Source organism: Maritimibacter sp. DP1N21-5 (genome assembly GCF_019218295.1).
In the GTDB taxonomy this organism is placed as follows: Bacteria; Pseudomonadota; Alphaproteobacteria; order Rhodobacterales; family Rhodobacteraceae; genus Maritimibacter.
Window position 1 is genome coordinate 130,662 of sequence record NZ_JAHUZF010000003.1, and the last position, 20,762, is coordinate 151,423.

A 20,762-nucleotide genomic window follows, 5' to 3' on the forward strand; every position below is an offset into this window, starting at 1 on the left:
CCAAAATCCCCTCCCGATCAGGCGGCGTCGAACGCCGCGAGCCGGGGTAGGGGGTCCAGTTCCCTGTTTGTTATGTCGCGGGCCTCGGCGCGGTCCAAACCGACGCCGCGCAGAATGATCTCGGCGGTGTCTGTGCCCGCCTGCCGCCACGTCCGGCGACCGTCGAGAACAAGGCTCATCGCCCCGAAGGTCGCCCCGCCCGCCGTCGCGGTGATCGAGGCGATCTGGTCGCGGTGGATGTTGAACCGGCCCGAGATCATGCCCCGGCGCAGTTCCTCGGCGGGCATCTCGGCCCAGAAGCTGCCGAGGATCGGTTCGATCATCGCGTAGCGGGCGATGAATTTGCCCCAAGGCGCATCGTCATGGACCCGACGCACGCATAGGCGGATCGCGGCCGAAATGCGCTCGGCCGGATCGGTCATCTCTGCCGTGGCCGAGTGTATCGAGTCGCGAAACTCGGTGGCTACGGATTCGCAGACGGAATGGAAGAGCGTGTTGGGGTCGTCCACGTTGTTGTAAACCGTCCCGCGCGACAGCCCCGCCTCGCGCGCAAGGTCGCTGACAGCCACGGCAGTTCCACCGTTTTCCGCGAAGAGCCGCATGGCGGCCTGATGGATGCGCTGGGTCGCTGCGTTCATGCGTGTCGTGCCGTTCTTACTTTTTCGCGAGTCCGAAAAATCACTGTTGACTGAAATTGAACACGAGTGTTTAAATCGTGTCAACAGCGTTCATTGCCGATGGGAGGAAACGGCCGTGAATACCAAAGGGAGGGGCGCCCAGGCGCTTTGGCTCCGCGTGGGATGCCACGTATGGAGCTGATACAACTCATCATCGGCGGGCTTGCCAACGGCTGTATCTACGGCCTTGTCGCCCTTGGCTTCGTGCTCATCTACAAGGCGTCAGAAGGCGTGAACTTCGCGCAGGGCGACATGATGATGCTCGGCGCCTTCATCGCGCTCGGGCTTGGCAATTCGGATCAGACGGGGCTGTCGTTCTGGCTCGCCGTGCCTCTGGCCATCGTCATCATGTTCGGGGTCGGCTGGGGGGTCGAGCGTGTCGTCGTCCGGCGCATCTTCGGTCAGCCGCAATTCGCGCTCGTCATCCTGACCATCGCGCTGGGCTTCGTGTTCCGCTTTGTCGCTGGGTCGATCTGGGGTTTCACGCCCTTGATCCTCGAAACCCCCTTCGGCGGCACGAACCTGCGGGCCGGCACACTGGTGATTTCGCTCGCTGACCTCGTGACCATCGGCGTCACCCTTGTCCTGACCATCGCGCTCTGGGCGTGGTTTGGCTTTACCCGGATCGGGCTGGCCGCACAGGCCGCGAGCCAGAACCAGATGGCCGCCTATATCGTGGGCGTGCCGGTCATGAAGGTGAACTCGCTGATCTGGGGTCTTTCGGGCGCCGTGGCCACGGTCGCCGGCGTGCTCTATGCCACGCGCGGCGCTATCGACCCCAATATCGGGCTCCTGGGCATCAAGGCCTTCGCCGCCGCCGTCATAGGCGGGCTGGGGAGCCTTCCGGGCGCGCTCATCGGCGGACTGATCATCGGCGTCGTCGAGCCTGTCGCGGGCCGTTATATCCCCGGCGAGCTGTCCAAGATGTCCCCCTACATCATCATGCTGATCGTGCTCGTCACCCGTCCTGGTGGCCTCTTCAGCCAGATACAGATGAAGAAGGTCTGAACGATGCGGGTGGTCTTCAAGACAAGCTACGACAGCGACATCGACCTGTTCGAGCACTGGCGCAAGCGAGCCTGGATCCTCGCGCTCCTGGGGCTCATGATCGTGCTCCCGTTCCTCGTGGGCGAGTATTATCTGGCCGAGGCGGCGAATACGCTGATCTGGGCACTTGCGGGCATGGGGCTCATGATCGCCGTGGGGCATACCGGGCAGGTGAGCCTTGGCCACGCTGCTTTTCTCGCCATCGGCGCCTATACCGATGCGGCGCTCATGAACGTTGGTGTGCCGTGGCTCGTCGCCTTCGCGGCGGCGGGGCTTGTCGCGGGGATCTTCGGGGCGCTCATCGCCATACCCGCAGTGCGCATGTCGGGCATCTACCTCGCCATCGCCACGCTCGCGGTCTTCGTCATCGTCGAGGAACTGGTGATCATGCTGGAGCCGATCACCGGCGGCGTGGGTGGCATAATGGCGCCTTCCATCACCATCCTCGGGATTAGTTTTGACCGCTATGGCGCGCTTCAGAACTTCTACTGGTTGATCCTCGGCGTCGTCGCGCTGGTCACATGGGGTTACGCGAACCTCATGCGCTCTCCCACCGGGCGTTCCTTCCTTGCTGTCCGGGATAGCGAGGTCAGCGCGCGGGCGCTGGGGATCAACGTCACGCGGACGCGGGCGCTGGCCTTCGGGCTCTCGTCGGGCGTGACGGGGCTCGCGGGGGCGCTCATGGGCCACTACATCGGCTTCTTCAACTACGAGCTTTTCTCGATCTTCATCTCGATCAACCTCCTGCTCGTCGTGACCATCGGGGGGCTGGGGTTCATCCAGGGGGCCTTTCTCGGCGCGATCCTGATCACTGGCATGCCACAGGTCATTGCGATCCTGCGCGACGGGCTTAACGCCAACTTCGGGATCAACATCGGCGCGATCCCGGGTCTCGACACGATGCTCTTCTCGGTGATCCTGATCCTCTTCATCATCTTCGAGCCGACCGGGCTTTATGGCCGTTGGCTCAAGATCCGCACATGGTTCGAGATCTTCCCACTGGCCCGGCGCGACATGTTCCGTCGTCAGAAAAGCTATCTCAAGACGGAGCGGATGAAATGAGCCTGCTCGAAGTCAAGGATCTGGCTGTGCATTTCGGTGGCGTGAAGGCGGTGGACGGCGTGTCCTTCGCGGTGGAGCCCGGCGAGGTCTTCGCGATCATCGGCCCGAATGGGGCGGGGAAGTCCACGATCTTCAACCTGATATCCCGGATCTACCAGCCGACGCGTGGCACGATCCATTTCGATGGCGAGGACATCACGGGACTCAAAGCACATCAGACCGCGCCCCTCGGCATCGCGCGGACCTTCCAGAACATCGAGCTCTTTGATCATTCGACGGTGCTCGCGAACCTTCTCATGGGGCGCCACACGCATCGGACGACGAACTTCGTGCAGGACATCCTGTTCCTGCCGAAAGTGCGCCGCGAGGAGCGCGCGCACTGGGAACGGGTCGAGCAGGTGATCGAGTTTCTGGAACTCGAAGCCTACCGCAACAAGATGATCGCGGGGCTGCCCTACGGTGTGCGCAAGGTGGTCGAGATCGGGCGCGCGCTGGCGCTGGGGCCGAAGATCATCCTTCTGGACGAACCGGCCTCGGGCCTGTCGGTGGAAGAAACGCAGGATGTCGCCTTCTGGATCGAAGACATGCGCCGCGACATGGGGCTGACGGTGCTCATGGTCGAACACGACATGTCCTTGGTCAATCAGGTGTCTGACCGGGTGCTTGCCGTGGCGAACGGTCAGCCTCTTGCCCTCGGAACGCCGGCCGAAGTTCAGGCGGACCCGGAGGTGCAGGCGGCCTATCTGGGCACGGGGGTGGCGGCATGACCGTTCTATCCGTTCGCAACCTCGAAACCTTCTACGGCGCGATCATGGCGCTGCGCGGGGTGTCCATCGACGTCTCCGAAGGCGAAATCGTCACCATCCTTGGCGCAAACGGCGCGGGGAAGACGACCTTGATGAAGACCATCGCGGGGCTCATGGACCCCGAGAAGGGCACGATCACCTTCATGGGTCAGCCGATCCATGGCCTCGATCCAGACCGTGTCGTGGCCAAGGGCATCGCGCTCGTCCCGGAGGGGCGCGAGGTGTTTCCTTATCTCTCGATCGAGGAAAACCTGAAACTCGGCGCCTTCACCCGGCGCGAGAGCCACGCCGATGACCTCGACCTCGTCTATCAGTATTTCCCGATCCTGAAGGAGCGCCGCCGTCAGGCTGCCGGGTTCCTCTCGGGTGGCCAGCAGCAGATGCTCGCCATCGGGCGTGGTCTCATGGCGCGGCCGAAGCTCATGATGCTGGATGAACCCTCGCTCGGTCTCTCGCCGCTTCTTACGCAAGAGATTTTCGGGATCATCTCGCGCCTCAATGCCGAGCAGGGCGTCACCATGCTCCTCGTCGAACAGAACGCCCATATCGCGCTCGCCACGGCGCACACCGGATATGTCCTCGAAATGGGCCGCATCGTCATGGCGGGACCGTCCGAGAAACTGCGCGCCTCCGATGACATTCAGGAGTTCTACCTCGGTCGAACGGATGCGGGCGAACGGGGGCAGAAACGCTGGAAGAGGCGCAAGACATGGAGATGATGCGCGTGACCCCATCCGACCCGCTCGCCTTCGACGGCCATACCAACATGGTCTCGCTCTGGGCGGACCGCTGCGCCAAGTATGGCGCACGCACCGCGCACCGCGAGAAACGTCTGGGCATCTGGCAGGCACACAGCTGGGCGGAGTGGTACGACACGAGCCGCAAGATCGGACGCGCGCTCATGGCTTTGGGTGTGAAACGCGGCGAGCCGGTGCTGATCCTGTCGGAGGACCGGCGCGAGTGGCTCTATATCGACCTTGGCACGGCGGCCATCGGGGCCATTCCGGCGGGCGTCTACACCACCGACAGCGCCAAGCAGCTCGCCTATCTTGCGGGAGACAGCGGCGCCACGGTGCTCTTCGTCGAGAACGACGAGCAGCTGGACAAATACCTGACCGCCCGCGCCGACATGCCCGGCATCAAGCATGTCGTGGTGCTCGACCGGGACGGGCTGGCCAATTTCACCCATCCCAACGTGATCTTCTACGACGATTTCCTTGCGCGTGGCGCGGACGAAGAAGCGGGCGATCCCGGCGCCTTCGAGGCGGCGATCGAGGACATCCGCCCGGAAGACCCGAGGATGCTCATCTACACTTCGGGCACGACGGGCCCGCCGAAGGGCGCGATCATCACCCATCGCAACATGATCTTTCAGCTTGTGGCGGGTAAACAGGTGCTCGATTTTCACGAGTCTGACGAACAGCTCTGTTTCCTGCCGCTCTGTCACGTGCTGGAACGGCTCGTTTCGGTCGAAGCCCCCATCGCGAACGGATCGACCGTGAATTTCGCGGAAAGCCCGGAAACGGTGTTCGAGAATCTGCAGGAGGTGAACCCCGATACCTTCGCCGGCGTGCCGCGTATCTGGGAAAAGATCTATTCCCGTGTGATGATCCTGCGGTCCGAAGCCGGGCCCATCGGGCGTCGCGCGCTCGATTGGGCCATGTCCGTCGGTGACCGCGCCGCGCGGACCGACACGCGCGGTCTCGGGCTCCGGCTGCAACATGCGCTTGCGAATGTTCTGGTGCTCTCGAACTTGCGCCGGATGCTCGGCTTCGCGAACGCCCGTCGTGTGACCTCGGGCGCCGCGCCCATTTCGCCTGACCTCATCCACTGGTTCGGCGCGCTCGGGGTGCCGCTGGTCGAGGGCTACGGCATGACCGAAACCGGCGGCGTGGCCACCGTGAACACGGTCGCGGACAATCGCGTCGGCACGGTCGGCCCGGCCCTGCCCGGTGTCGACCTGAAGATCACCGAGGAGGGCGAATTGCTCGTCGGCGGTCCCTGCGTCTTTGGCGGATACTGGAACAAGCCGGAGAAGACCGCCGAGACCATGACCGAGGATGGCTGGCTGAAGACCGGGGACGTGGGCCGGATCGGCAACGACGGCGCGCTTACCATCACGGGCCGGATGAAGGACATCATCATCACCGCGGGCGGCAAGAACATCACGCCCGCCGAGATCGAGTCGAAACTGAAGTTCTCGCCCTACATTTCCGACGCCGTCGTGATCGGGGACAAGCGCAAGTACCTGACCTGTCTCATCATGATCGACCAGGAGAACGTCGAGAAATTCGCGCAGGACGGGCAGATCCCCTTCTCCGACTTCGCATCGCTCACCCGGGCGCCAGAGGTCCGCGAGCTGATCGGCGGCGTTGTGGCGGCGACGAACAAGGATTTCGCGCAGGTCGAACAGATCAAGGATTTCAGGCTCATCGACATATTGCTCACGGCGGAAGACGAGGAGCTTACGCCGACCATGAAGCTCAAACGGAATTTCGTGAATGAGCGCCACAAAGGCCTCATCGACGAGATGTATGCCCCGGCAGGGGCGTGATTAAGGGAGGAAAGCATGAAATATATCAAAGCATTGGCGGCGGCTGCACTGCTCGCGTCGCCCGCGGCGGCCCAGACGATGGGCGTCACGGATACGGAAGTGAAGATCGGGGGCGCGCATGACCTTTCCGGCATCTTCGCGCCCTTCTCGGTGCCGGCCGTGGCCGCAGCCCAAGCCTATTTCGCCGAGGTGAACGCGGCGGGCGGCGTGCACGGTCGCCAGATCAATTACATCGTCGAAGACCACGGCTATCAGGTGCCCCGCGCCGCGCAGGCCGCGAACAAGCTCGTGAACCGCGATCAGGTCTTCGCGATGCTCCTGAACCTCGGGACGCCGCATAACCTCGCGATGTTCCAGCTGATGGAGCCTAAGGGCATCCCGAACATCTCGCCGATCACTGCGGCGCGTCAGATGATCGAGCCGCCTGCGCCGTGGAAATTTGCGGGCACCTCGTCCTATTACGACGGGACCATCTCCGCGCTGACCTACATGGCCGAGAACGAGGGCACCCAGAAGGTTTGCCTCATGATCCTGCCTACCGACTTCGGTCAGGAGATCGCCGAAGGAGCCAAGAAACTCGCCGAGGACGGCTTGATCGAAATCGGCGAAGAGATCGGGCACAAGCCGGACGAGAGCGATTTCACCGGTGCGCTGGGTCGCGTGCGTGACGCAGGCTGCGACACGGTCGGCATGGCGCTGGGCATTTCCCAGCAGATCAACGCCATCGCGACGGCCCGCAAGCTCGGCATGGATGACCTCAAGTTCTATCTCTCCGGCGCTGGGTTCCACACCGTTGTCGCCAAGGGCCTTGCCCAGCAAGGCGTGATGGATGGCGTCTATGCCGGGGCGGGCTGGCAGGACCTCGAGGCGCGCGTGGGCGAGCCTGAAGTTGCCGAATGGATCGCGCAATACAAGGAGGCCACCGGCGAGGACTATCCCGGCACCGGCGCACTTCTGGGCCGCTCGGGCGCGGAAATCTTCGTGCGGGCGCTGGAAGCCGCCGGTCCCGACCTGACGCATGAAAGCTTCATCGCCGCGATGGAAAGCCTCGACTACGACGACGCGATCGCGGGCAACCACGTCGACTTCTCGGCAGAGGATCACACCGCCGCCGACGAGATCTTCGTCTCCCGCATCGAGAACGGCTCCTGGGTGCTCGTTCAGACGATCGAGTAATCCCGACGCGGGGCGGCGCCTGCCGCCCCGCCACCACCACTCACGCCACAGCTTCCAATGTCCCACTCAGCCGGAGGTCCCGATGCTGAAACGAACGATTTATGCCGAAGAGCACGAGATGTTCCGCCAGACGGTCCGCGCCTGGGCCGAGAAGGAGGTCTACCCCAACGCCGACGCATGGCGCGAAGCGGGCGTCGTGTCGCGCGAGGTCTGGAAAAAGGCCGGGGAGGAGGGTTTCCTTTGCATGTATGCGGACGAGAAATACGGCGGTCTCGACACCGACGATTTCCGCTACGACATGATTCTCTGCGAAGAAATCGGCCCTCGCGAACCGGGGCTGTTCATTGGGCTCCACAACCGGATCGTCGGGCCGTATCTCCAGAAATTCGCCAGTGACGCGCAGCGCGAGAAATACATGCCCGGTGTCGTATCGGGCGAGACGATCCTTGCCATCGCGATGACGGAACCTGGCACCGGGTCCGACCTCGCCGGGATCAAGACACGTGCGGTGGACCTGGGAGACCATTGGGTTCTGAATGGGTCCAAGACCTATATCTCCAACGGCTTTCTCGCGGGGCTTATCCTGGTCGCCGCGCGGACCAACCCCGAGAAAAGCCACGAGATCGGGCTTTTTTGGGTCGAGGACGGGACGCCGGGCCTGTCGCGTGGCCGCAACCTCAAGAAGGTCGGTCTGGAAAGCCAGGACACCGCCGAATTGTTCTTCGACGACATGAAGATCCCGAAAGAGAACCTGCTGGGCGACGCGCGCTCGGGCTTCAAGACGATGATGATGAACCTCGCTGAAGAGCGCCTGATCGGGGCCGTCGGTTTCGTCGCCCGTGCCGAACATGCCTTCAACATCACGATGGAGTTCATCATGGAGCGTCGCGCCTTCGGGCGGCCCATCGGCACGTTCCAGAATTCGCGCTTCAAGATGGCCTCCATGCGCACAGAACTGGATGCCGCCTGGGCGCTCACCGACCACTGCGCGCACGCGCACATGAAGGGCGAGCTTTCCGCCGAGATGGCCGCCGAGGCCAAGCTCTATACCTCCGAAGTCGAAGGACGCGTGGTGGATGAATGCCTCCAGCTTCATGGCGGGGCGGGGTATATGGACGAGTACGAAATCTCGCGTCTCTACCGCGACGCACGGATCAGCCGCATCTACGCGGGCACGTCCGAGATCATGCGCGAGATCATCGGTCGTGGTCTTGGCCTCGACGAACGGCAGCGGAACTGATGGGCCTGTCGCTCACCCAGCCGCTCGACAAGGCGGCGTCGGAGCGGCCGCAGGGAATCTTCACGATCTTCGGGGACCGTCGCCGCACCAACGCGGATTTCGTGGACCGGGTCGCCCGGCTGGCGGCGGCGCTCCGCGACCGGGGGGTGGGCAAGGGCGACCGCGTCGCGATGCTCGCGATGAACTCCGACGCCTATGTCGAATACGTCTATGCCACGCTCTGGGCGGGCGCGGCGATCAACCCCGTGAACGCCCGCTGGTCGCCCGCCGAGATCGCGTTCTCGCTCGAGGACAGCGAGACGCGGGTGCTGATCGTGGACGACACCTTTGTGCCCATGCTCCCCGCGCTCCGTGCAGCCGCACCGGGACTGCACCATATCATCCACATTGGCGACGTGACCCCCGAGGGGGTCGAACGATACGAGGACCTTCAGTCCACCGCGCCGATGGACAATACGGGTGCGCAGGGCGACGACATGGCCGCGCTCCTTTACACTGGCGGCACGACCGGGCGGCCCAAGGGCGCCATGCTGTCCCACGCCGCCATCACGACCTGTTCCCTGTCCCTGACCGCCGCCGCCCCGAACGGCGGCGATGCGCCGGGGCTCCATGTCGCGCCCTTCTTCCACATCGGGGGCGTCGGCGTGATCTTCCAGTTCGCCTTCCGCCGCGCGCCGCAGGTCATCACGCCCGCCTTCGACCCGGGCGAGGCCCTGCGCCTGATCGAGGCCGAACGCGTGGGCGACATTTTCGTGGTGCCCACGATGCTGCGCATGATGCTCGACCACCCAGACATCGCGACCCGCGATCTGTCCTCGCTCGTCTCGATCCGCTACGGCGCGGCCCCCATCGACACGACGCTGCTGCACCGCGCGATGGACGCGGTGCCGACCGCAGGCTTCATGCAGGTCTACGGCCAGACCGAATTCGCGCCGGTCATCACCTGCCTCGCACCTGCCGATCATCTGGGCGAGGGGTCCGAGAAACGGCTGGTCAGCGCGGGTCGCCCGCTGCCCTCCGCCACCGTCCGGATCGTGGACGAGAACCGCAATCCGCTCCCCACGGGCGCGGTTGGGGAAATCGCCGTTCAGGGCGCGCAGCAAATGACGGGCTACTGGCGCCGGCCCGAGGAAACCGCCAGGGCGCTTGCAGACGGCTGGCTCTATACCGGGGACGCGGGGCGGATGGACGAAGAGGGGTTTCTCCACGTCGTGGACCGGGTGAAGGACATGATCGTGACCGGCGGCGAGAACGTCTATTCCGCCGAGGTCGAGAATGCCTTGGCCACCATGCCCGAGGTCGGCCAGTGCGCCGTCATCGCGTTCCCCGACGAGTATTGGGGTGAACGCGTCCATGCGGTCATCGTGCCCAGGCCGGGGGCCGACATCACGCTCGACGGCGTGCGCGCCCACCTCAAGCTCCTCATCGCGGGTTACAAGGCGCCGCGCTCGATTTCGCTGGTCGAGGCGCTGCCTTTGTCGCCCGCCGGCAAAATCCAGAAAAACGTCCTGCGCGACACGCTTTCCGAGGAGGCCAGTTGATGCCCTTTCCCCGCGTCCACCTTGAACCCGAACACGAGATGTTCCGCGATCAGGTCCGCCGTTACCTGCGCGACACCATGTCCGACAAGGTGTCGAAATGGCGCGAACAGGGGCATGTGGACAAGGAGGATTTCCTCGCGTTCGGGGAACAGGGATGGCTCTGCCTCTGGGCGGACGAAGAACACGGGGGGCTTGGCATCCGCGACATCCGCTACGATCAGGTCTTGCAGGAGGAAACCGTGCGCTGGACTGACAGCGGGTTCTTCCACAACGCCCATTCCATGCTCGTCGGCCCGTATCTCGACCGTTTCGCCAATGCCGACCAGAAAGCCCGGTTCCTGCCCGGTGCTGTGTCGGGCGAGACGATCATGGCCATCGCGATGACCGAACCGGACACGGGATCGGACCTTGCCGCGATCAGGACCAAGGCCGAGGATATGGGGGATCATTACCTGCTCAATGGCTCCAAGACCTATATCTCCAACGGCATCATCGGCGATCTCTGCGTCGTCGCCGCCAAGACCGGTGCCAAGCGCGGCGAGATCGGGCTTTTCGTCGTGACCTCGGACATGGAGGGCTTCTCGCGCGGGCGGCACTTGAAGAAAATGGGGCTGCAAGCGCAGGACACCGCCGAAATCCGCTTCGACAACGTGAAAGTCCCCACGGAAAACCTGTTGGGCGAGGCGGGCATGGGGTTCAGCTACATGGCCGAATGTCTCGCCGTCGAACGCACGATGAGCGCGATTGGCTCGCTGGCCCACGCGCAGGTCGCCTTCGACATCACGCTCGACTTCATCAAGGAGCGCACGGCTTTTGGCCAGCCCGTCGGCACCTTCCAGAACACCCGCTTCGTCATGGCGGACCTGCGCGCGCGCCTGGATGCGACGCAGGCATGGCTCGACCAATGCGTGATGCTGGCCAATGCAGAGAAACTGACGCCCGAGGACGCGGCCGCCCTGAAACTCGTGACCTCCGAGTTGCAGGGCGAGGTGGTGGACGCGGGGCTCCAGTTCCACGGCGGCGCCGGATACATGGACGAATATGCGATCAGCCACATGTTCCGCGACGCCCGTATCGCCAGGATCTACGCGGGCACATCCGAGATCATGAAGGAGATCATCGGTCGCGGGCTTGGGCTGGGCGAACGGCGCTAGGTTAGCAGAATCATGCTGGAAGCACGATCCGCTGCCCCTCGACCTCGACCACAGACACCTGCGTTTCGTAAAGGTCCGACAGCCCGCGTGCCGACAACACGTCCTCTGCTGCCCCGGCACTGTGGACCCGCCCGTCCTTCAGCGCCACCGCATGATCGGCATGGGCCGCTGCGACCGACAGATCGTGCAGCACGACGATGACCGTGCGCCCCCTTGTGGCTTCCTCCCGGGCGACCTCCATCACCACCCGCGCGTGGTTGATGTCGAGCGCCGCGAGCGGTTCGTCGAGCAGCATCACCTCGGCCTCCTGCGCGAGCGTCATCGCGATCCGCGCCCGCTGCCGTTGTCCGCCAGAGAGCGTGTCGAGAAACCGGTCGGCGAGGTCCAGAAGCCCGAGCCGCGCCATCGCCTCCTCCACCTTGGCCTTGTCATCTGGTCCGGGTCTCCCGCGGCTGTGGGGATAACGGCCAAAGGTCACGAGGTCGCGCACCGTGAGCCGTGGCATCATCTGCGCATCCTGCCGCAGCACCGACAGCTTCAAGGCAAGCGCCCGGTCGCTGTATCCCGACAGCGCCACGCCGCCCAGGCGAACCTCGCCGGTTGCGGCCGGTATGAGCCGACCCAGAACGCCGAGCAGCGTCGACTTGCCCGCCCCGTTCGGCCCGACGAGCGCCGTCATCCGGCCTTCCGGGAAGGTCACACTCACATCCGACAAGATCGTCGCGCCCCCAAGGTTTGCAGCCACGCCTCGCGCCTCGATCATCGTGCCCTCCGTCTTAGAATCAGGATCAGGAACACCACGCCTCCCAGCGCCTCGATCACCACCGAGACCGAGGTTTGCAGCCCCAGCACCCGCTCGAACAGCGTTTGCGCCCCGACCAGCGTGATTGCCGATACCAGCGCCGACACCGGCAAGAGCACGCCATGCCGCCACGTCCCCGCGATGCGATAGGTGAGCGCCGACACCAAGAGGCCAAAAAAGATCACCGGGCCGACGAGCGCCGTGGACACGCTCACCAGGAGCGCCACGACGACGAGCAGACGTCGCACCTCCCGGTCCTGCGACACGCCCAGCGACAGCGCCGTGTCGCGCCCCAGCGCCATCACATCGAGCATCCGGTGCCGTGCCATGAGCCAGAGGAAACAGGCGACGACGATCGCCGCCGAGATCCATGTGAGCTCTGCCTCGATGGCCGAGAACCGCGCGAAACTCGCCTGCTGCACCACCGAGAATTCGTTCGGGTCGATCATGCGGTTGAGCAGCGAGGTCAGCGACCGGAGCAGGACGCCCAGAATGAGGCCGGTCAGCACCATCCGCGCCAGATCCTTGGCATTGCGCAGCACAACGCCAAAAAGCGCCAGCGCTGCCACCAGCATCAGCGCCGTCTCGACCCCGAACTTGGCGAAGGGGTTGAGCGACGCGAAGCCGAAACCGCCAAGGAAAAAGACGAGCGCCGTCTGAAGAAAAAGGTAGAGTGCGTCGAACCCCATGATCGACGGCGTCAGGATGCGGTTCGCCGTGATGGTCTGGAACACCACGGTCGAGACTGCCACGGCCACGGCAATCGTGAGAAGTGCCGAGAGTTTTGCCCCGCGAAACGCCAGGACGAAATCCCAATGCCCTTTCGCATCGATCGTCAGATAGCCGACGATGACCGTGATGAAGAGCACGCTCAAGGTGCTGAACAGCCTATCCACGTCGCGGCCCCCGGTGCAGGATCCAGAGGAAGAGTGCCGCGCCGAGCACGCCCAGGACGGTGCCCACCGGCACTTCGAAGGGATAGCGGATCACCCGGCCGATGATGTCGCAGGCAAGGACCAGAACGCCGCCGGAGACCGCCACATAGGGCAGCGTTTCGCGCAGGTTCTCGCCGCGCATCCGGGCGACGAGGTTGGGCACGACGAGTCCGACGAAAGGGATCATGCCGACCGTGACCACCGTCACCGCCGTGATCACCGACACGATCACCAGACCCAGCGCCACGACCTGTCCATAGCCGAGCCCGAGAGAGCGCGTCGTTTCCTCGCCGAAGCCCGCGATGGTGAACCGGTCAGCGTAGAGATAGGCGAGCACCGTCAACGCCCCGCCGATCCAGAGAATCTCGTAGCGCCCCAGCATGACGCCGGAAAACTCACCGCTCATCCAGATGTCGATGTATTGCAGAAGGTCGCGCTCGTAAGCGAGGAACGTGGTCGCGGCCCCGAGGATGCCGCCGTAGACGATCCCCGTCAGCGGAACGAGGAGTGGATCGCCCGTGGGCAGCCGTCTGACCAGAGCGACGAAACCGGCGGTGCCGATGAGCGCCGCCGTTGTCGCCGCACTCATCTTGAGCCAGATCGCCGCGCCGGGGGCGAGCAGCGTGACCGCCACCAGTCCCAAGCCTGCCGCCTGCCCTGTGCCCGCCGTCGCGGGCTCCACGAAGGGATTGCGCGCGAGCATTTGCATGATGACGCCCGCCACGGCCAGCCCTGCGCCTGCCAGAAGTGCGGCCAGCGTCCGGGGCAGGCGGCTCACGAAGACGAGCCACCAGCCATCCTCGCCCAAGGACGCGACCCCCGTGACAAGGCTCACGAGGATCAGCGTGACGAGCACGGGAAAGACGAAGGCTGGCCGTGTCATGGCGACTGGGGCGGGCTTCTGGCTTCTGCGTTCTTACGAGGAAGCGCCGAAGGCCGTCTGGATGATCTCCAGCGTATTGAGGACCGAGGTGATCCCGCCGCCTGCGACATAGATGTCCCCGGCGTTCAGATAGACGATCTGGCCCTTCTGCGCCGCAGTCGTTTCGGCGACCAGCGGGTTGTCGAGCGTCGCCTCGGCGCTCTCGCCCTCGCCACCGATGGCGGCCACGCGGTCGAGCACGAGGATCCAGTCAGGGTTCGTTTCACGAATGAACTCGAAGGACACGCTTTCGCCGTGCGAGGTGTCCTCCAGCCCCTCGATGACTTCCGGCAGGCCGATTTCGGTGTGGATCCAGCCGAACCGCCCGCCTGCGCCATAGGCCGACACCTTGCCGCCGTTCGTCATGAGGATAAGCGCGTTGCCCTTGCCCTCGACCGCCGCTTGGGTCGCCGCGATCTCGGCGTCGAGCGATTCGGTCAGCGCCGCCGCTTCAGCTTCCTTCCCGTAGAGCGCGCCAAAGGCGGCGAGACGGGCACGCGTCTGATCGAGGAGATCGTCGCCCCACATGGTCATGTCCACAGTCGGTGCGAGTTTTTCGAGTTGCGGCACGGCTTCGGTCGAGCGTCCGCCAGCGACGATGAGGTCGGGCGACAGCGCATTCAGCGCCTCGTAATCCGGTTCGAACAGGGTGCCGAGATCCCCGGCATAGGGGGCGAGACGTTCAAGGTAGGTGTTTGAAGTCGCGGTGACGCCCTCGATCCCCAGCGCGTCCAGCATGTCGAGCGATGCCATGTCGAGCACCGCCGTTGTGGCGGGGGTTTCGCTGATGGTGACCGGACCGGTCGCGGTCTCGATGGTGGTCTCCGCAAGGGCGGGAGCGGCGAAGAGCGTCAGCGCCGTGACGGCGGCGAGGGTGCGTTTCATATGAGAACCTTGTGACGTGGTGAATACCTGAGTGATTCACTAAACAATATATCGGGAATGGCCAACGTCAATTCCGATAGATTTACTCAGTTTTTTGTGACCAGCCCCAGATGTGCGAGGGGACAGACTGCGACCCCTCGTCGCGGTGGCGCCGGACTTGACCCAGCGCAAAGCCGGTCGGCGGCTCTGGGAGCATTACGCGGCGCAGACGAAATGCGACAAGGAACAGACCGATGATCAGATCAATTCTTACAGGCGCCGCACTCACACTTCTTGCAACGGTCGCCTCCGCCGAAACCATTCAAGTGAAAATGCTGGGTGCCAGCCCGAACGAGGCGATGCGCTTCGAACCCGCTTTCGTACAGGCCCAGCCTGGTGACACCATCGAGTTCATCGAGACCTCGCACGGCCACAACGTGGCGACGATCCGGGGCATGTTGCCCGCTGGCGCGATTGCGGTGAAATCGCCCATCGGGGAAAGCTATGCCATGACCGTGACGGAAGAAGGGCTCTACGGTGTAACCTCTTCCGCGCGTTATACGGTCGGGATGGTCGCGCTGATCCAGGTGGGCGATGCCGTCAATCTCGAGGATGCGGTCGCGGCCCCGCAAAAGGGTCTCGCCCGGGCCGCCATGGCCGACCTTCTGACGCAGGTGCCGCATTCGGGAAGCTGAGTGGCGCCACACAGTTCTTTCGCTCCGCGCGGAAACATGATCCTCTCGGCCTTGCATCGAACGGGGCAGGGATTTGACCGCAAGACCTTTGTGGATCGGCATCGCGGGTGCCGGGATCGGCGGCCTCGCCACGGCAGCCCTGCTCGCGCGCGCGGGTCACTCTGTCGAGGTCCATGACCGCTTCGACCGCCCCGCGCCGGTGGGCTCGGGTCTGGTGATCCAGCCCGTCGGGCGCCGGGTGCTTCAGGCCATCGGCGTCGAGGCGGTCGCGCTGTCGCAGGGCCAGATCCTCTCTGGCCTTCTAGGCACCAGCGTCGAAACCGGCGGCCCGGTGCTCGTCGCGTCATATGGACAGTCGGCAGACGCCAAGGGCCTTGGCATCCATCGCTCGGTGCTCTTCGACCTGCTTCTCGAGGCCGCGACGGGTGCCGGCGCGGTGTTGGTACCGTCCTCGGAAGTTGTCGGGCAGGCGGGCGACAAGTTCGCGCTGACCCACGGGCAAAGTCGCCGATATGATCTTCTGATCGACGCGACCGGGGCGGGGTCTCGGCTCTCGCCGCTCGCCCATCGCATCCTGCCCTTCGGGGCGATCTGGGCCACGGTCGACTGGGTAAGCGGCACGTTTCCCAAGGACGAACTCACGCAGAAATACCACTATGCCGACCGCATGATGGGCGTGCTTCCCATCGGCGGGGTCAACGGCGCCCGGAAAGCCGCGCTGTTTTGGTCCCTGCCGCGCGATGGCTACGACGCCTGGCGGCACCAAGGCGTCGCCGCATGGCGCGACGTCGCGCGGGCGCATTGGCCGCAAGCCGCGCCGTTCGCCGATCAGATCACCGATCCTGACCAGTTCACCATGGCCCGCTATGCGCATGGCACGCTCCTGAACCCTGTGCGCGAAAACCTTGTCCATATCGGTGACGCTGCGCACCGGACCTCGCCGCAGCTGGGGCAGGGCGCGAACATGGCGCTGCTCGACGCCTTCGCCCTGTCACAGGCTCTGGCGCTGCATCCCCACACGCTCACCGACGCGCTGCGCACCTATGCCTGGATGCGGCGCGTCCATGTCTGGGGCTATCAGGCGCTCTCTGCCGCGTTCACACCGCAGTATCAGTCCGAGAGCCGCGCGCTCGCCCATTTGCGCAACCGCTGTCTCTATCCCCTGTCGCGGGTCTGGCCGGTGCCGCGGTTGCTCACTCGTCTGGTGCAGGGCGACCTGCTGCCGCCAATTACCGGGCTGCCCCGGAACTAGGTCGCAAAAAGCTGATCCATATCGGCAAAGGCCTTCAGTTCGACCGCATTCCCCGACGGATCGAGAAAGAACATGGTCGCCTGCTCGCCGGGCTGACCCTTGAACCGGATATAGGGTTCGATCACGAACTCTGTGCCCGCAGCGCGCAGTTTCTCCGCCGTCGCTACCCAGGTTTCCATGTCCAGAACGGCCCCGAAATGGCGCACAGGAACGCCGTGTCCGTCCACCGCATTCGTCGCGGCCGACCCGCATTCATCAGGCGCCAGATGGGCCACGATCTGGTGGCCGTGGAAATTGAAGTCCACCCAATCGGGCGAGGAACGTCCCTCGGTGCAGCCGAGCAGTCCTTTGTAGAAATCACGCGCGGCGGCCAGGTCATGGACCGGGAACGCGAGGTGAAAAGGGGGCATCGCCATGGTCGTCTCCTTTCAGGTGTCGGGCCAACATGACCGGTCGCGCGAGGCTTGGCAAATGCCCATGCCAGTGACTCCGCGTAGGTTTGGACTTGGGGCTAGGAAAGGCGGAACCGATATTCCGGCAGACCCCGTGGCGCGTTCTCGATGCCGAAGGTCTTCCCGGAGTGGGTTTCGTCCTGGGTGCTCTTGAACCCGTGGCCGTCTGTCGCGCTCGTGACATAGAGCGTGGTGAAATCGGGCCCGCCCGGGGCCGGACAATTGGCAAAGGGGGCAGGCACCGAAAGCCGGCCCGTGATCCGCGCGTCCGGGTCGACCAGAAGCACCTCGCCGCGGCCCCAATTCGTGACGGCGAGCGTGCCGTCGGCCAGCACAACCGCGCCGTCTGCCAGCAAGTCGTGTTCCTTTCCGTCCAGAAACAGAACTGGGTCGCTCTCCGGCCAGCCGTCGCTGTCCAACGCGACACGCCATGTCTTGCGCTGGCCCGTATCGCTGAAATAGGCCGCACTACGGTCGGGCAGGAACGAGATCGAGTTTGGGACCGAGATATCGGGGAAGAGGAGCCGTGTCTCGCCCTCGTAATGGCGGTAGATCGCCCCCGCCGCCCGTTCGTGCGCCTTTCCCATCGTCCCGATCCAGAACCCGCCCCAGGGGTCGATCCTGCCGTCATTCGTCCGGTTCCCGGGCCTGTCGCTCTCAAGCTCGGCGAAGGACTCCATCTGCCCGTCCACGGTCCAGCACCAAAGACCAGTCTCCGAGGCGAGGACGAGCGTTTCCCGGTCGATCCAGCCGGCGGCGGAAAAGACCTCGGGCAGGTCGATGTCGCGGGTGACGCCCGTGCCGAAGTGACGCGACAGAAGCCGCTGTCCCTTGATGTCGAACCAGAAAAGCTCGCCCCGCTCCGGGTGCCAGAGCGCCCCTTCCCCCAGGATGCAGGCGCGGTCGTCAAAGATCATGTGGTCTCCTCCTGTCCAGAGCCTGCGATGGCCCGATCCCCCTGTCCAGCATTGACGCCGCGTGCCCGATGCGTGAGGGAAAGGAAAAGGGAGGACAGGATGAAGATCTTTCGGTTCGGTGAACGGGGTTTGGAGCAGCCCGGCGTGGTGGACAAGGACGGCGGGCTTCGCGACCTGTCCGGAACGGTGCCCGACTTTTCCGGAGAGACGCTGTCGCCGGCGCATCTCGCCCAGATCGCCGCGATGGACCTCGGGACACTGCCACTGGTGCCGGACGGCGCGCGGATCGGTGCGCCGGTGGGCGGGACCCGCAACTTCATCGGGGTCGGCCTGAACTTTGCCGATCACGCTGCGGAGGCTGGCATGGACATCCCCAGCGAGCCGATCCTCTTCAACAAGGCGCCTTCCTGCATCGTCGGCCCCAACGACGACGTGGTGCTGCCGCGCGGTTCGGTGAAGTCGGACTGGGAGGTGGAGCTCGCCATCGTGATCGGGACCGGCGGGAGCTATATCGACGAGGAAGATGCTCTCACTCATGTCGCGGGCTTCACGATCTGCAACGACCTGTCTGAACGAGAGTATCAGATCGAACGGATGGGCACCTGGTCCAAGGGCAAGGGCTGTCCGACCTTCGGCCCGCTCGGACCCTGGCTCGTCACGCCGGACGAGGTGGACACCGCCGATCTCGCGATGGAGCTCGACCTGAACGGGCGACCGCAGCAGCGCGGGTCGACTTCGACGATGATCTTCAAACCGGCGTTTCTGGTGAGTTACATCAGTCGCTTCATGGCCCTGGAGCCGGGGGACGTGATCTGCACCGGCACGCCACCGGGCGTCGGCATGGGGATGAAGCCGCCACTCTACCTCAAGGCCGGCGACGAGATGCGCCTGTCGATCGCGGGGCTTGGCGCCCAGCGACAGAAAGTCGTGTCAGCGTAGACGCTCCGCGAGGAAATCGTAAACGAAGCGCAGCCGCCGGTTCTGATGAATCTCCCGGTGCGCGACGAGGTAGACCGGAAAGCTGAGCGGGGGCAGCTCGGCCAGAACCCGGACCGCCCCCGGCTCCGCATCCCCGATCCGGTCGTCGATGATGCCGATGCCCATGCCGCGCAGCACCATGGCCCACATGACAAGGAAGTTCTCGCAGCGGATCGGGATGTTCGCCTCGGTGATCGGCACGCCCATCTGTTGCAGGACACCAAGCATCAGCCCGGTATTGTCGAGCCCGATGAAACGGGCCTGAGTCAGATCCGACGGCGTCTCGAACGGGCCGTAACGCCGCACGAAATCGGGCGAGGCATAGAGACGGGCGTCGGCAGTGCGCAGGCGACGAGCGATGAGTTCGGGCTCCTTCGGCTCGAAGCTGCGGATGGCGATATCGGCTTCGCGGCGCAGAAGGTCCGAGGCCGAATTGGACACCACGACCTCGACCGTGATGCGCGGCTCGACTTCGGTCAGTTCATCGAGGATCGGCGGCAAGAGGATGCCCGCGTAGGCGTCCGAGGACGAGATCACCACCGGCCCTTCCATCGCGTCATTCTGGCCGAAGGCGGTCATGGAAAGGCGCGCCGCCGCCTCTCCCATGACGCGGGCATGAGGCAGGAGCGCATGGCCGGCGGGGGTGAGCGACAGCCCGCGCCCGACCCGTTCGAAGAGCGCGACGCCCAGTTCTTCCTCGAGCAGGTCGACCTGCCGTCCGAGCGTCGGCTGTGTCAGCCCCAGAGCACGCGCGGCGGCCGAGAGCGATCCCTCTTCCGCGGTGACAAGGAAGGCACGCGCGCGGGTCCAGTCGAAGGTGACGTTTTTCCAATCCATAGAAAAACGCATACCACATCCAGATATTCAGGCAATTTTCTAGAGACGCCCGTCGGGCTATTCCTGTGACACGGGCCGCGACGGTCCATCCCGACAAGTTTTCAAACGCCATCCCCTGCGACGCCGTTTCGCAGGCCCGGCACCCCTTTGCCCGAGAGGAGGCACCAGATGATATTCGACAATCCTACCACCCGCTCCTATGCCCGGCTGACCGGCAGCTTCTACCTTGGCATCGCCGTTTTCGGTGCCTTCGCAATCGGTTACGTGCCCAGCCAGATCGTCGTCGACGGCGATGCCGCCGCGACACTTGCCAATGTGACGGCCCGGCGTGGTCTCTTCAACGCGGGCATCGGGGCCGATGCTCTGGTCATGATGCTCGAAGTCATGACGACCACGATGATCTACCAGATGTTCCGCCGCGTGAACGAAACGCTTGCCTTTGCCGCCGCGCTGGCCCGTTTCGGCATGGTGGCCGTGATGGGTGCGATGCTCCTCCTGCACGGCGGTCTCCTGTCGCTGGCGAAGGTGGGCGGCGATCCGGCACTGGCGCAGATTCTGCTCGATGCGCATCATTCCGGCGTCTGGATCTGGCAAGTGTTCTTCACGCTTCACCTGTGGCTCCTTGGCACCCTGGTCATCCGTTCCGGCCTCTATCCCCGGCTTCTGGGCCTCGGGCTCGTGATCGGCGGGACGGGATATCTTCTCGACAGCCTCTACAGCTTCGCTTTCCCGGATGCCTCGGCGCTGGGCTACCTGCGCATCGGGCTTCTGGTCATCGTGACCCTGTCCGAGGTCGGCTTCGCCCTTTGGCTGGTCGTCCGCGGTCCCCGCGGCGCGCAATGAAACCCAGA

21 protein-coding genes are annotated in these 20,762 nt (G+C 64.6%); 13 read left to right on the forward strand and 8 right to left on the reverse strand.

Going from position 1 to position 20,762, the window contains the following annotated elements; all coding sequences use genetic code 11:
• Positions 1-17 precede the first annotated feature (17 nt).
• The gene (locus KJP29_RS02355; protein ID WP_218461943.1) at positions 18-638 is read right to left on the reverse strand and encodes a TetR/AcrR family transcriptional regulator; all 621 of its coding nucleotides are present in this window, start codon (positions 636-638) and stop codon (positions 18-20) included.
• A gap of 171 nt (positions 639-809) precedes the next feature.
• Between KJP29_RS02355 and KJP29_RS02360 the strand changes: the two genes are divergently transcribed.
• From KJP29_RS02360 to KJP29_RS02400, 9 genes are all read left to right on the forward strand, one after another.
• Entirely contained in the window at positions 810-1,685 is an 876-nt protein-coding gene (locus KJP29_RS02360) for a branched-chain amino acid ABC transporter permease (RefSeq protein WP_218461944.1), read from the forward strand.
• 3 nt (positions 1,686-1,688) lie between these two features.
• Positions 1,689-2,786: a branched-chain amino acid ABC transporter permease gene (locus tag KJP29_RS02365; protein WP_218461945.1), complete on the forward strand. Its 1,098-nt coding sequence runs from the start codon at positions 1,689-1,691 to the stop codon at positions 2,784-2,786.
• Entirely contained in the window at positions 2,783-3,553 is a 771-nt protein-coding gene (locus KJP29_RS02370) for an ABC transporter ATP-binding protein (protein WP_218461946.1), read from the forward strand. Before KJP29_RS02365 ends, KJP29_RS02370 begins: the two co-directional genes overlap by 4 nt.
• Entirely contained in the window at positions 3,550-4,311 is a 762-nt protein-coding gene (locus KJP29_RS02375) for an ABC transporter ATP-binding protein (protein ID WP_218461947.1), read from the forward strand. Before KJP29_RS02370 ends, KJP29_RS02375 begins: the two co-directional genes overlap by 4 nt.
• Positions 4,302-6,146 (forward strand): long-chain fatty acid--CoA ligase, encoded by a 1,845-nt coding sequence (locus KJP29_RS02380; RefSeq protein ID WP_218461948.1) that lies wholly within the window; start codon positions 4,302-4,304, stop codon positions 6,144-6,146. The genes KJP29_RS02375 and KJP29_RS02380 overlap by 10 nt, the downstream gene beginning before the upstream one ends.
• A 15-nt stretch (positions 6,147-6,161) precedes the next feature.
• Positions 6,162-7,322 carry an ABC transporter substrate-binding protein gene (locus KJP29_RS02385; protein WP_218461949.1) on the forward strand — a complete coding sequence of 387 codons (1,161 nt, stop codon included), beginning with the start codon at positions 6,162-6,164 and terminating at the stop codon, positions 7,320-7,322.
• 82 nt (positions 7,323-7,404) lie between these two features.
• A complete protein-coding gene (locus KJP29_RS02390; protein WP_218461950.1) occupies positions 7,405-8,562 on the forward strand; it encodes an acyl-CoA dehydrogenase family protein in 1,158 nt (385 codons plus the stop codon).
• Positions 8,562-10,103, forward strand: coding sequence for a long-chain fatty acid--CoA ligase (locus tag KJP29_RS02395; protein WP_218461951.1), 1,542 nt, complete (start codon positions 8,562-8,564; stop codon positions 10,101-10,103). Before KJP29_RS02390 ends, KJP29_RS02395 begins: the two co-directional genes overlap by 1 nt.
• A complete protein-coding gene (locus tag KJP29_RS02400; protein ID WP_218461952.1) occupies positions 10,103-11,257 on the forward strand; it encodes an acyl-CoA dehydrogenase family protein in 1,155 nt (384 codons plus the stop codon). The genes KJP29_RS02395 and KJP29_RS02400 overlap by 1 nt, the downstream gene beginning before the upstream one ends.
• A 10-nt stretch (positions 11,258-11,267) precedes the next feature.
• Here KJP29_RS02400 and KJP29_RS02405 read toward each other — a convergent pair whose 3' ends face one another.
• The 4 genes from KJP29_RS02405 to KJP29_RS02420 are packed head-to-tail and all read right to left on the reverse strand — an operon-like array spanning position 11,268 to position 14,801.
• Positions 11,268-12,020 carry an ATP-binding cassette domain-containing protein gene (locus KJP29_RS02405; protein ID WP_218461953.1) on the reverse strand — a complete coding sequence of 251 codons (753 nt, stop codon included), beginning with the start codon at positions 12,018-12,020 and terminating at the stop codon, positions 11,268-11,270.
• Positions 12,017-12,955, reverse strand: coding sequence for an iron chelate uptake ABC transporter family permease subunit (locus tag KJP29_RS02410; protein ID WP_218461954.1), 939 nt, complete (start codon positions 12,953-12,955; stop codon positions 12,017-12,019). Before KJP29_RS02410 ends, KJP29_RS02405 begins: the two co-directional genes overlap by 4 nt.
• A complete protein-coding gene (locus KJP29_RS02415) occupies positions 12,948-13,877 on the reverse strand; it encodes an ABC transporter permease (RefSeq protein WP_218461955.1) in 930 nt (309 codons plus the stop codon). Before KJP29_RS02415 ends, KJP29_RS02410 begins: the two co-directional genes overlap by 8 nt.
• Before the next feature lie 33 nt (positions 13,878-13,910).
• On the reverse strand, positions 13,911-14,801 hold the full coding sequence (locus KJP29_RS02420) for a siderophore ABC transporter substrate-binding protein (RefSeq protein ID WP_218461956.1): 891 nt from the start codon (positions 14,799-14,801) through the stop codon (positions 13,911-13,913).
• Between the two features lie 233 nt (positions 14,802-15,034).
• Between KJP29_RS02420 and KJP29_RS02425 the strand changes: the two genes are divergently transcribed.
• Together KJP29_RS02425 and KJP29_RS02430 are read left to right on the forward strand one after the other, a co-directional pair.
• Positions 15,035-15,475 (forward strand): pseudoazurin, encoded by a 441-nt coding sequence (locus KJP29_RS02425; protein ID WP_218461957.1) that lies wholly within the window; start codon positions 15,035-15,037, stop codon positions 15,473-15,475.
• 73 nt (positions 15,476-15,548) lie between these two features.
• Entirely contained in the window at positions 15,549-16,727 is a 1,179-nt protein-coding gene (locus KJP29_RS02430; protein ID WP_218461958.1) for an NAD(P)/FAD-dependent oxidoreductase, read from the forward strand.
• Here KJP29_RS02430 and KJP29_RS02435 read toward each other — a convergent pair.
• Together KJP29_RS02435 and KJP29_RS02440 are read right to left on the reverse strand one after the other, a co-directional pair.
• Positions 16,724-17,137: a VOC family protein gene (locus tag KJP29_RS02435; RefSeq protein WP_218462348.1), complete on the reverse strand. Its 414-nt coding sequence runs from the start codon at positions 17,135-17,137 to the stop codon at positions 16,724-16,726. The genes KJP29_RS02430 and KJP29_RS02435 overlap by 4 nt on opposite strands.
• 101 nt (positions 17,138-17,238) lie before the next feature.
• Entirely contained in the window at positions 17,239-18,096 is an 858-nt protein-coding gene (locus KJP29_RS02440) for an SMP-30/gluconolactonase/LRE family protein (RefSeq protein WP_218461959.1), read from the reverse strand.
• A gap of 99 nt (positions 18,097-18,195) precedes the next feature.
• Here KJP29_RS02440 and KJP29_RS02445 point away from each other — a divergent pair, with 99 nt between their 5' ends.
• Complete coding sequence (locus KJP29_RS02445) at positions 18,196-19,035, forward strand: fumarylacetoacetate hydrolase family protein (protein ID WP_218461960.1); 840 nt, start codon at positions 18,196-18,198, stop codon at positions 19,033-19,035.
• Here KJP29_RS02445 and KJP29_RS02450 read toward each other — a convergent pair.
• Positions 19,027-19,911 carry a LysR family transcriptional regulator gene (locus KJP29_RS02450; protein ID WP_255553402.1) on the reverse strand — a complete coding sequence of 295 codons (885 nt, stop codon included), beginning with the start codon at positions 19,909-19,911 and terminating at the stop codon, positions 19,027-19,029. The genes KJP29_RS02445 and KJP29_RS02450 overlap by 9 nt on opposite strands.
• A 168-nt stretch (positions 19,912-20,079) precedes the next feature.
• Here KJP29_RS02450 and KJP29_RS02455 point away from each other — a divergent pair, with 168 nt between their 5' ends.
• Positions 20,080-20,754 (forward strand): DUF4386 domain-containing protein, encoded by a 675-nt coding sequence (locus KJP29_RS02455; protein WP_218461962.1) that lies wholly within the window; start codon positions 20,080-20,082, stop codon positions 20,752-20,754.
• The last annotated feature ends 8 nt before the right edge of the window (positions 20,755-20,762 follow it).

What these genes read in the sequence shown, in the direction of transcription:
- KJP29_RS02355 (WP_218461943.1), bottom strand. Translation starts at nt 638, where the DNA reads ATGAACGCAGCGACCCAGCGCATCCATCAGGCCGCCATGCGGCTCTTC.
- KJP29_RS02360 (WP_218461944.1), top strand. Translation starts at nt 810, where the DNA reads ATGGAGCTGATACAACTCATCATCGGCGGGCTTGCCAACGGCTGTATC.
- KJP29_RS02365 (WP_218461945.1), top strand. Translation starts at nt 1,689, where the DNA reads ATGCGGGTGGTCTTCAAGACAAGCTACGACAGCGACATCGACCTGTTC.
- KJP29_RS02370 (WP_218461946.1), top strand. Translation starts at nt 2,783, where the DNA reads ATGAGCCTGCTCGAAGTCAAGGATCTGGCTGTGCATTTCGGTGGCGTG.
- KJP29_RS02375 (WP_218461947.1), top strand. Translation starts at nt 3,550, where the DNA reads ATGACCGTTCTATCCGTTCGCAACCTCGAAACCTTCTACGGCGCGATC.
- KJP29_RS02380 (WP_218461948.1), top strand. Translation starts at nt 4,302, where the DNA reads ATGGAGATGATGCGCGTGACCCCATCCGACCCGCTCGCCTTCGACGGC.
- KJP29_RS02385 (WP_218461949.1), top strand. Translation starts at nt 6,162, where the DNA reads ATGAAATATATCAAAGCATTGGCGGCGGCTGCACTGCTCGCGTCGCCC.
- KJP29_RS02390 (WP_218461950.1), top strand. Translation starts at nt 7,405, where the DNA reads ATGCTGAAACGAACGATTTATGCCGAAGAGCACGAGATGTTCCGCCAG.
- KJP29_RS02395 (WP_218461951.1), top strand. Translation starts at nt 8,562, where the DNA reads ATGGGCCTGTCGCTCACCCAGCCGCTCGACAAGGCGGCGTCGGAGCGG.
- KJP29_RS02400 (WP_218461952.1), top strand. Translation starts at nt 10,103, where the DNA reads ATGCCCTTTCCCCGCGTCCACCTTGAACCCGAACACGAGATGTTCCGC.
- KJP29_RS02405 (WP_218461953.1), bottom strand. Translation starts at nt 12,020, where the DNA reads ATGATCGAGGCGCGAGGCGTGGCTGCAAACCTTGGGGGCGCGACGATC.
- KJP29_RS02415 (WP_218461955.1), bottom strand. Translation starts at nt 13,877, where the DNA reads ATGACACGGCCAGCCTTCGTCTTTCCCGTGCTCGTCACGCTGATCCTC.
- KJP29_RS02420 (WP_218461956.1), bottom strand. Translation starts at nt 14,801, where the DNA reads ATGAAACGCACCCTCGCCGCCGTCACGGCGCTGACGCTCTTCGCCGCT.
- KJP29_RS02425 (WP_218461957.1), top strand. Translation starts at nt 15,035, where the DNA reads ATGATCAGATCAATTCTTACAGGCGCCGCACTCACACTTCTTGCAACG.
- KJP29_RS02435 (WP_218462348.1), bottom strand. Translation starts at nt 17,137, where the DNA reads ATGCCCCCTTTTCACCTCGCGTTCCCGGTCCATGACCTGGCCGCCGCG.
- KJP29_RS02440 (WP_218461959.1), bottom strand. Translation starts at nt 18,096, where the DNA reads ATGATCTTTGACGACCGCGCCTGCATCCTGGGGGAAGGGGCGCTCTGG.
- KJP29_RS02445 (WP_218461960.1), top strand. Translation starts at nt 18,196, where the DNA reads ATGAAGATCTTTCGGTTCGGTGAACGGGGTTTGGAGCAGCCCGGCGTG.
- KJP29_RS02450 (WP_255553402.1), bottom strand. Translation starts at nt 19,911, where the DNA reads ATGGATTGGAAAAACGTCACCTTCGACTGGACCCGCGCGCGTGCCTTC.
- KJP29_RS02455 (WP_218461962.1), top strand. Translation starts at nt 20,080, where the DNA reads ATGATATTCGACAATCCTACCACCCGCTCCTATGCCCGGCTGACCGGC.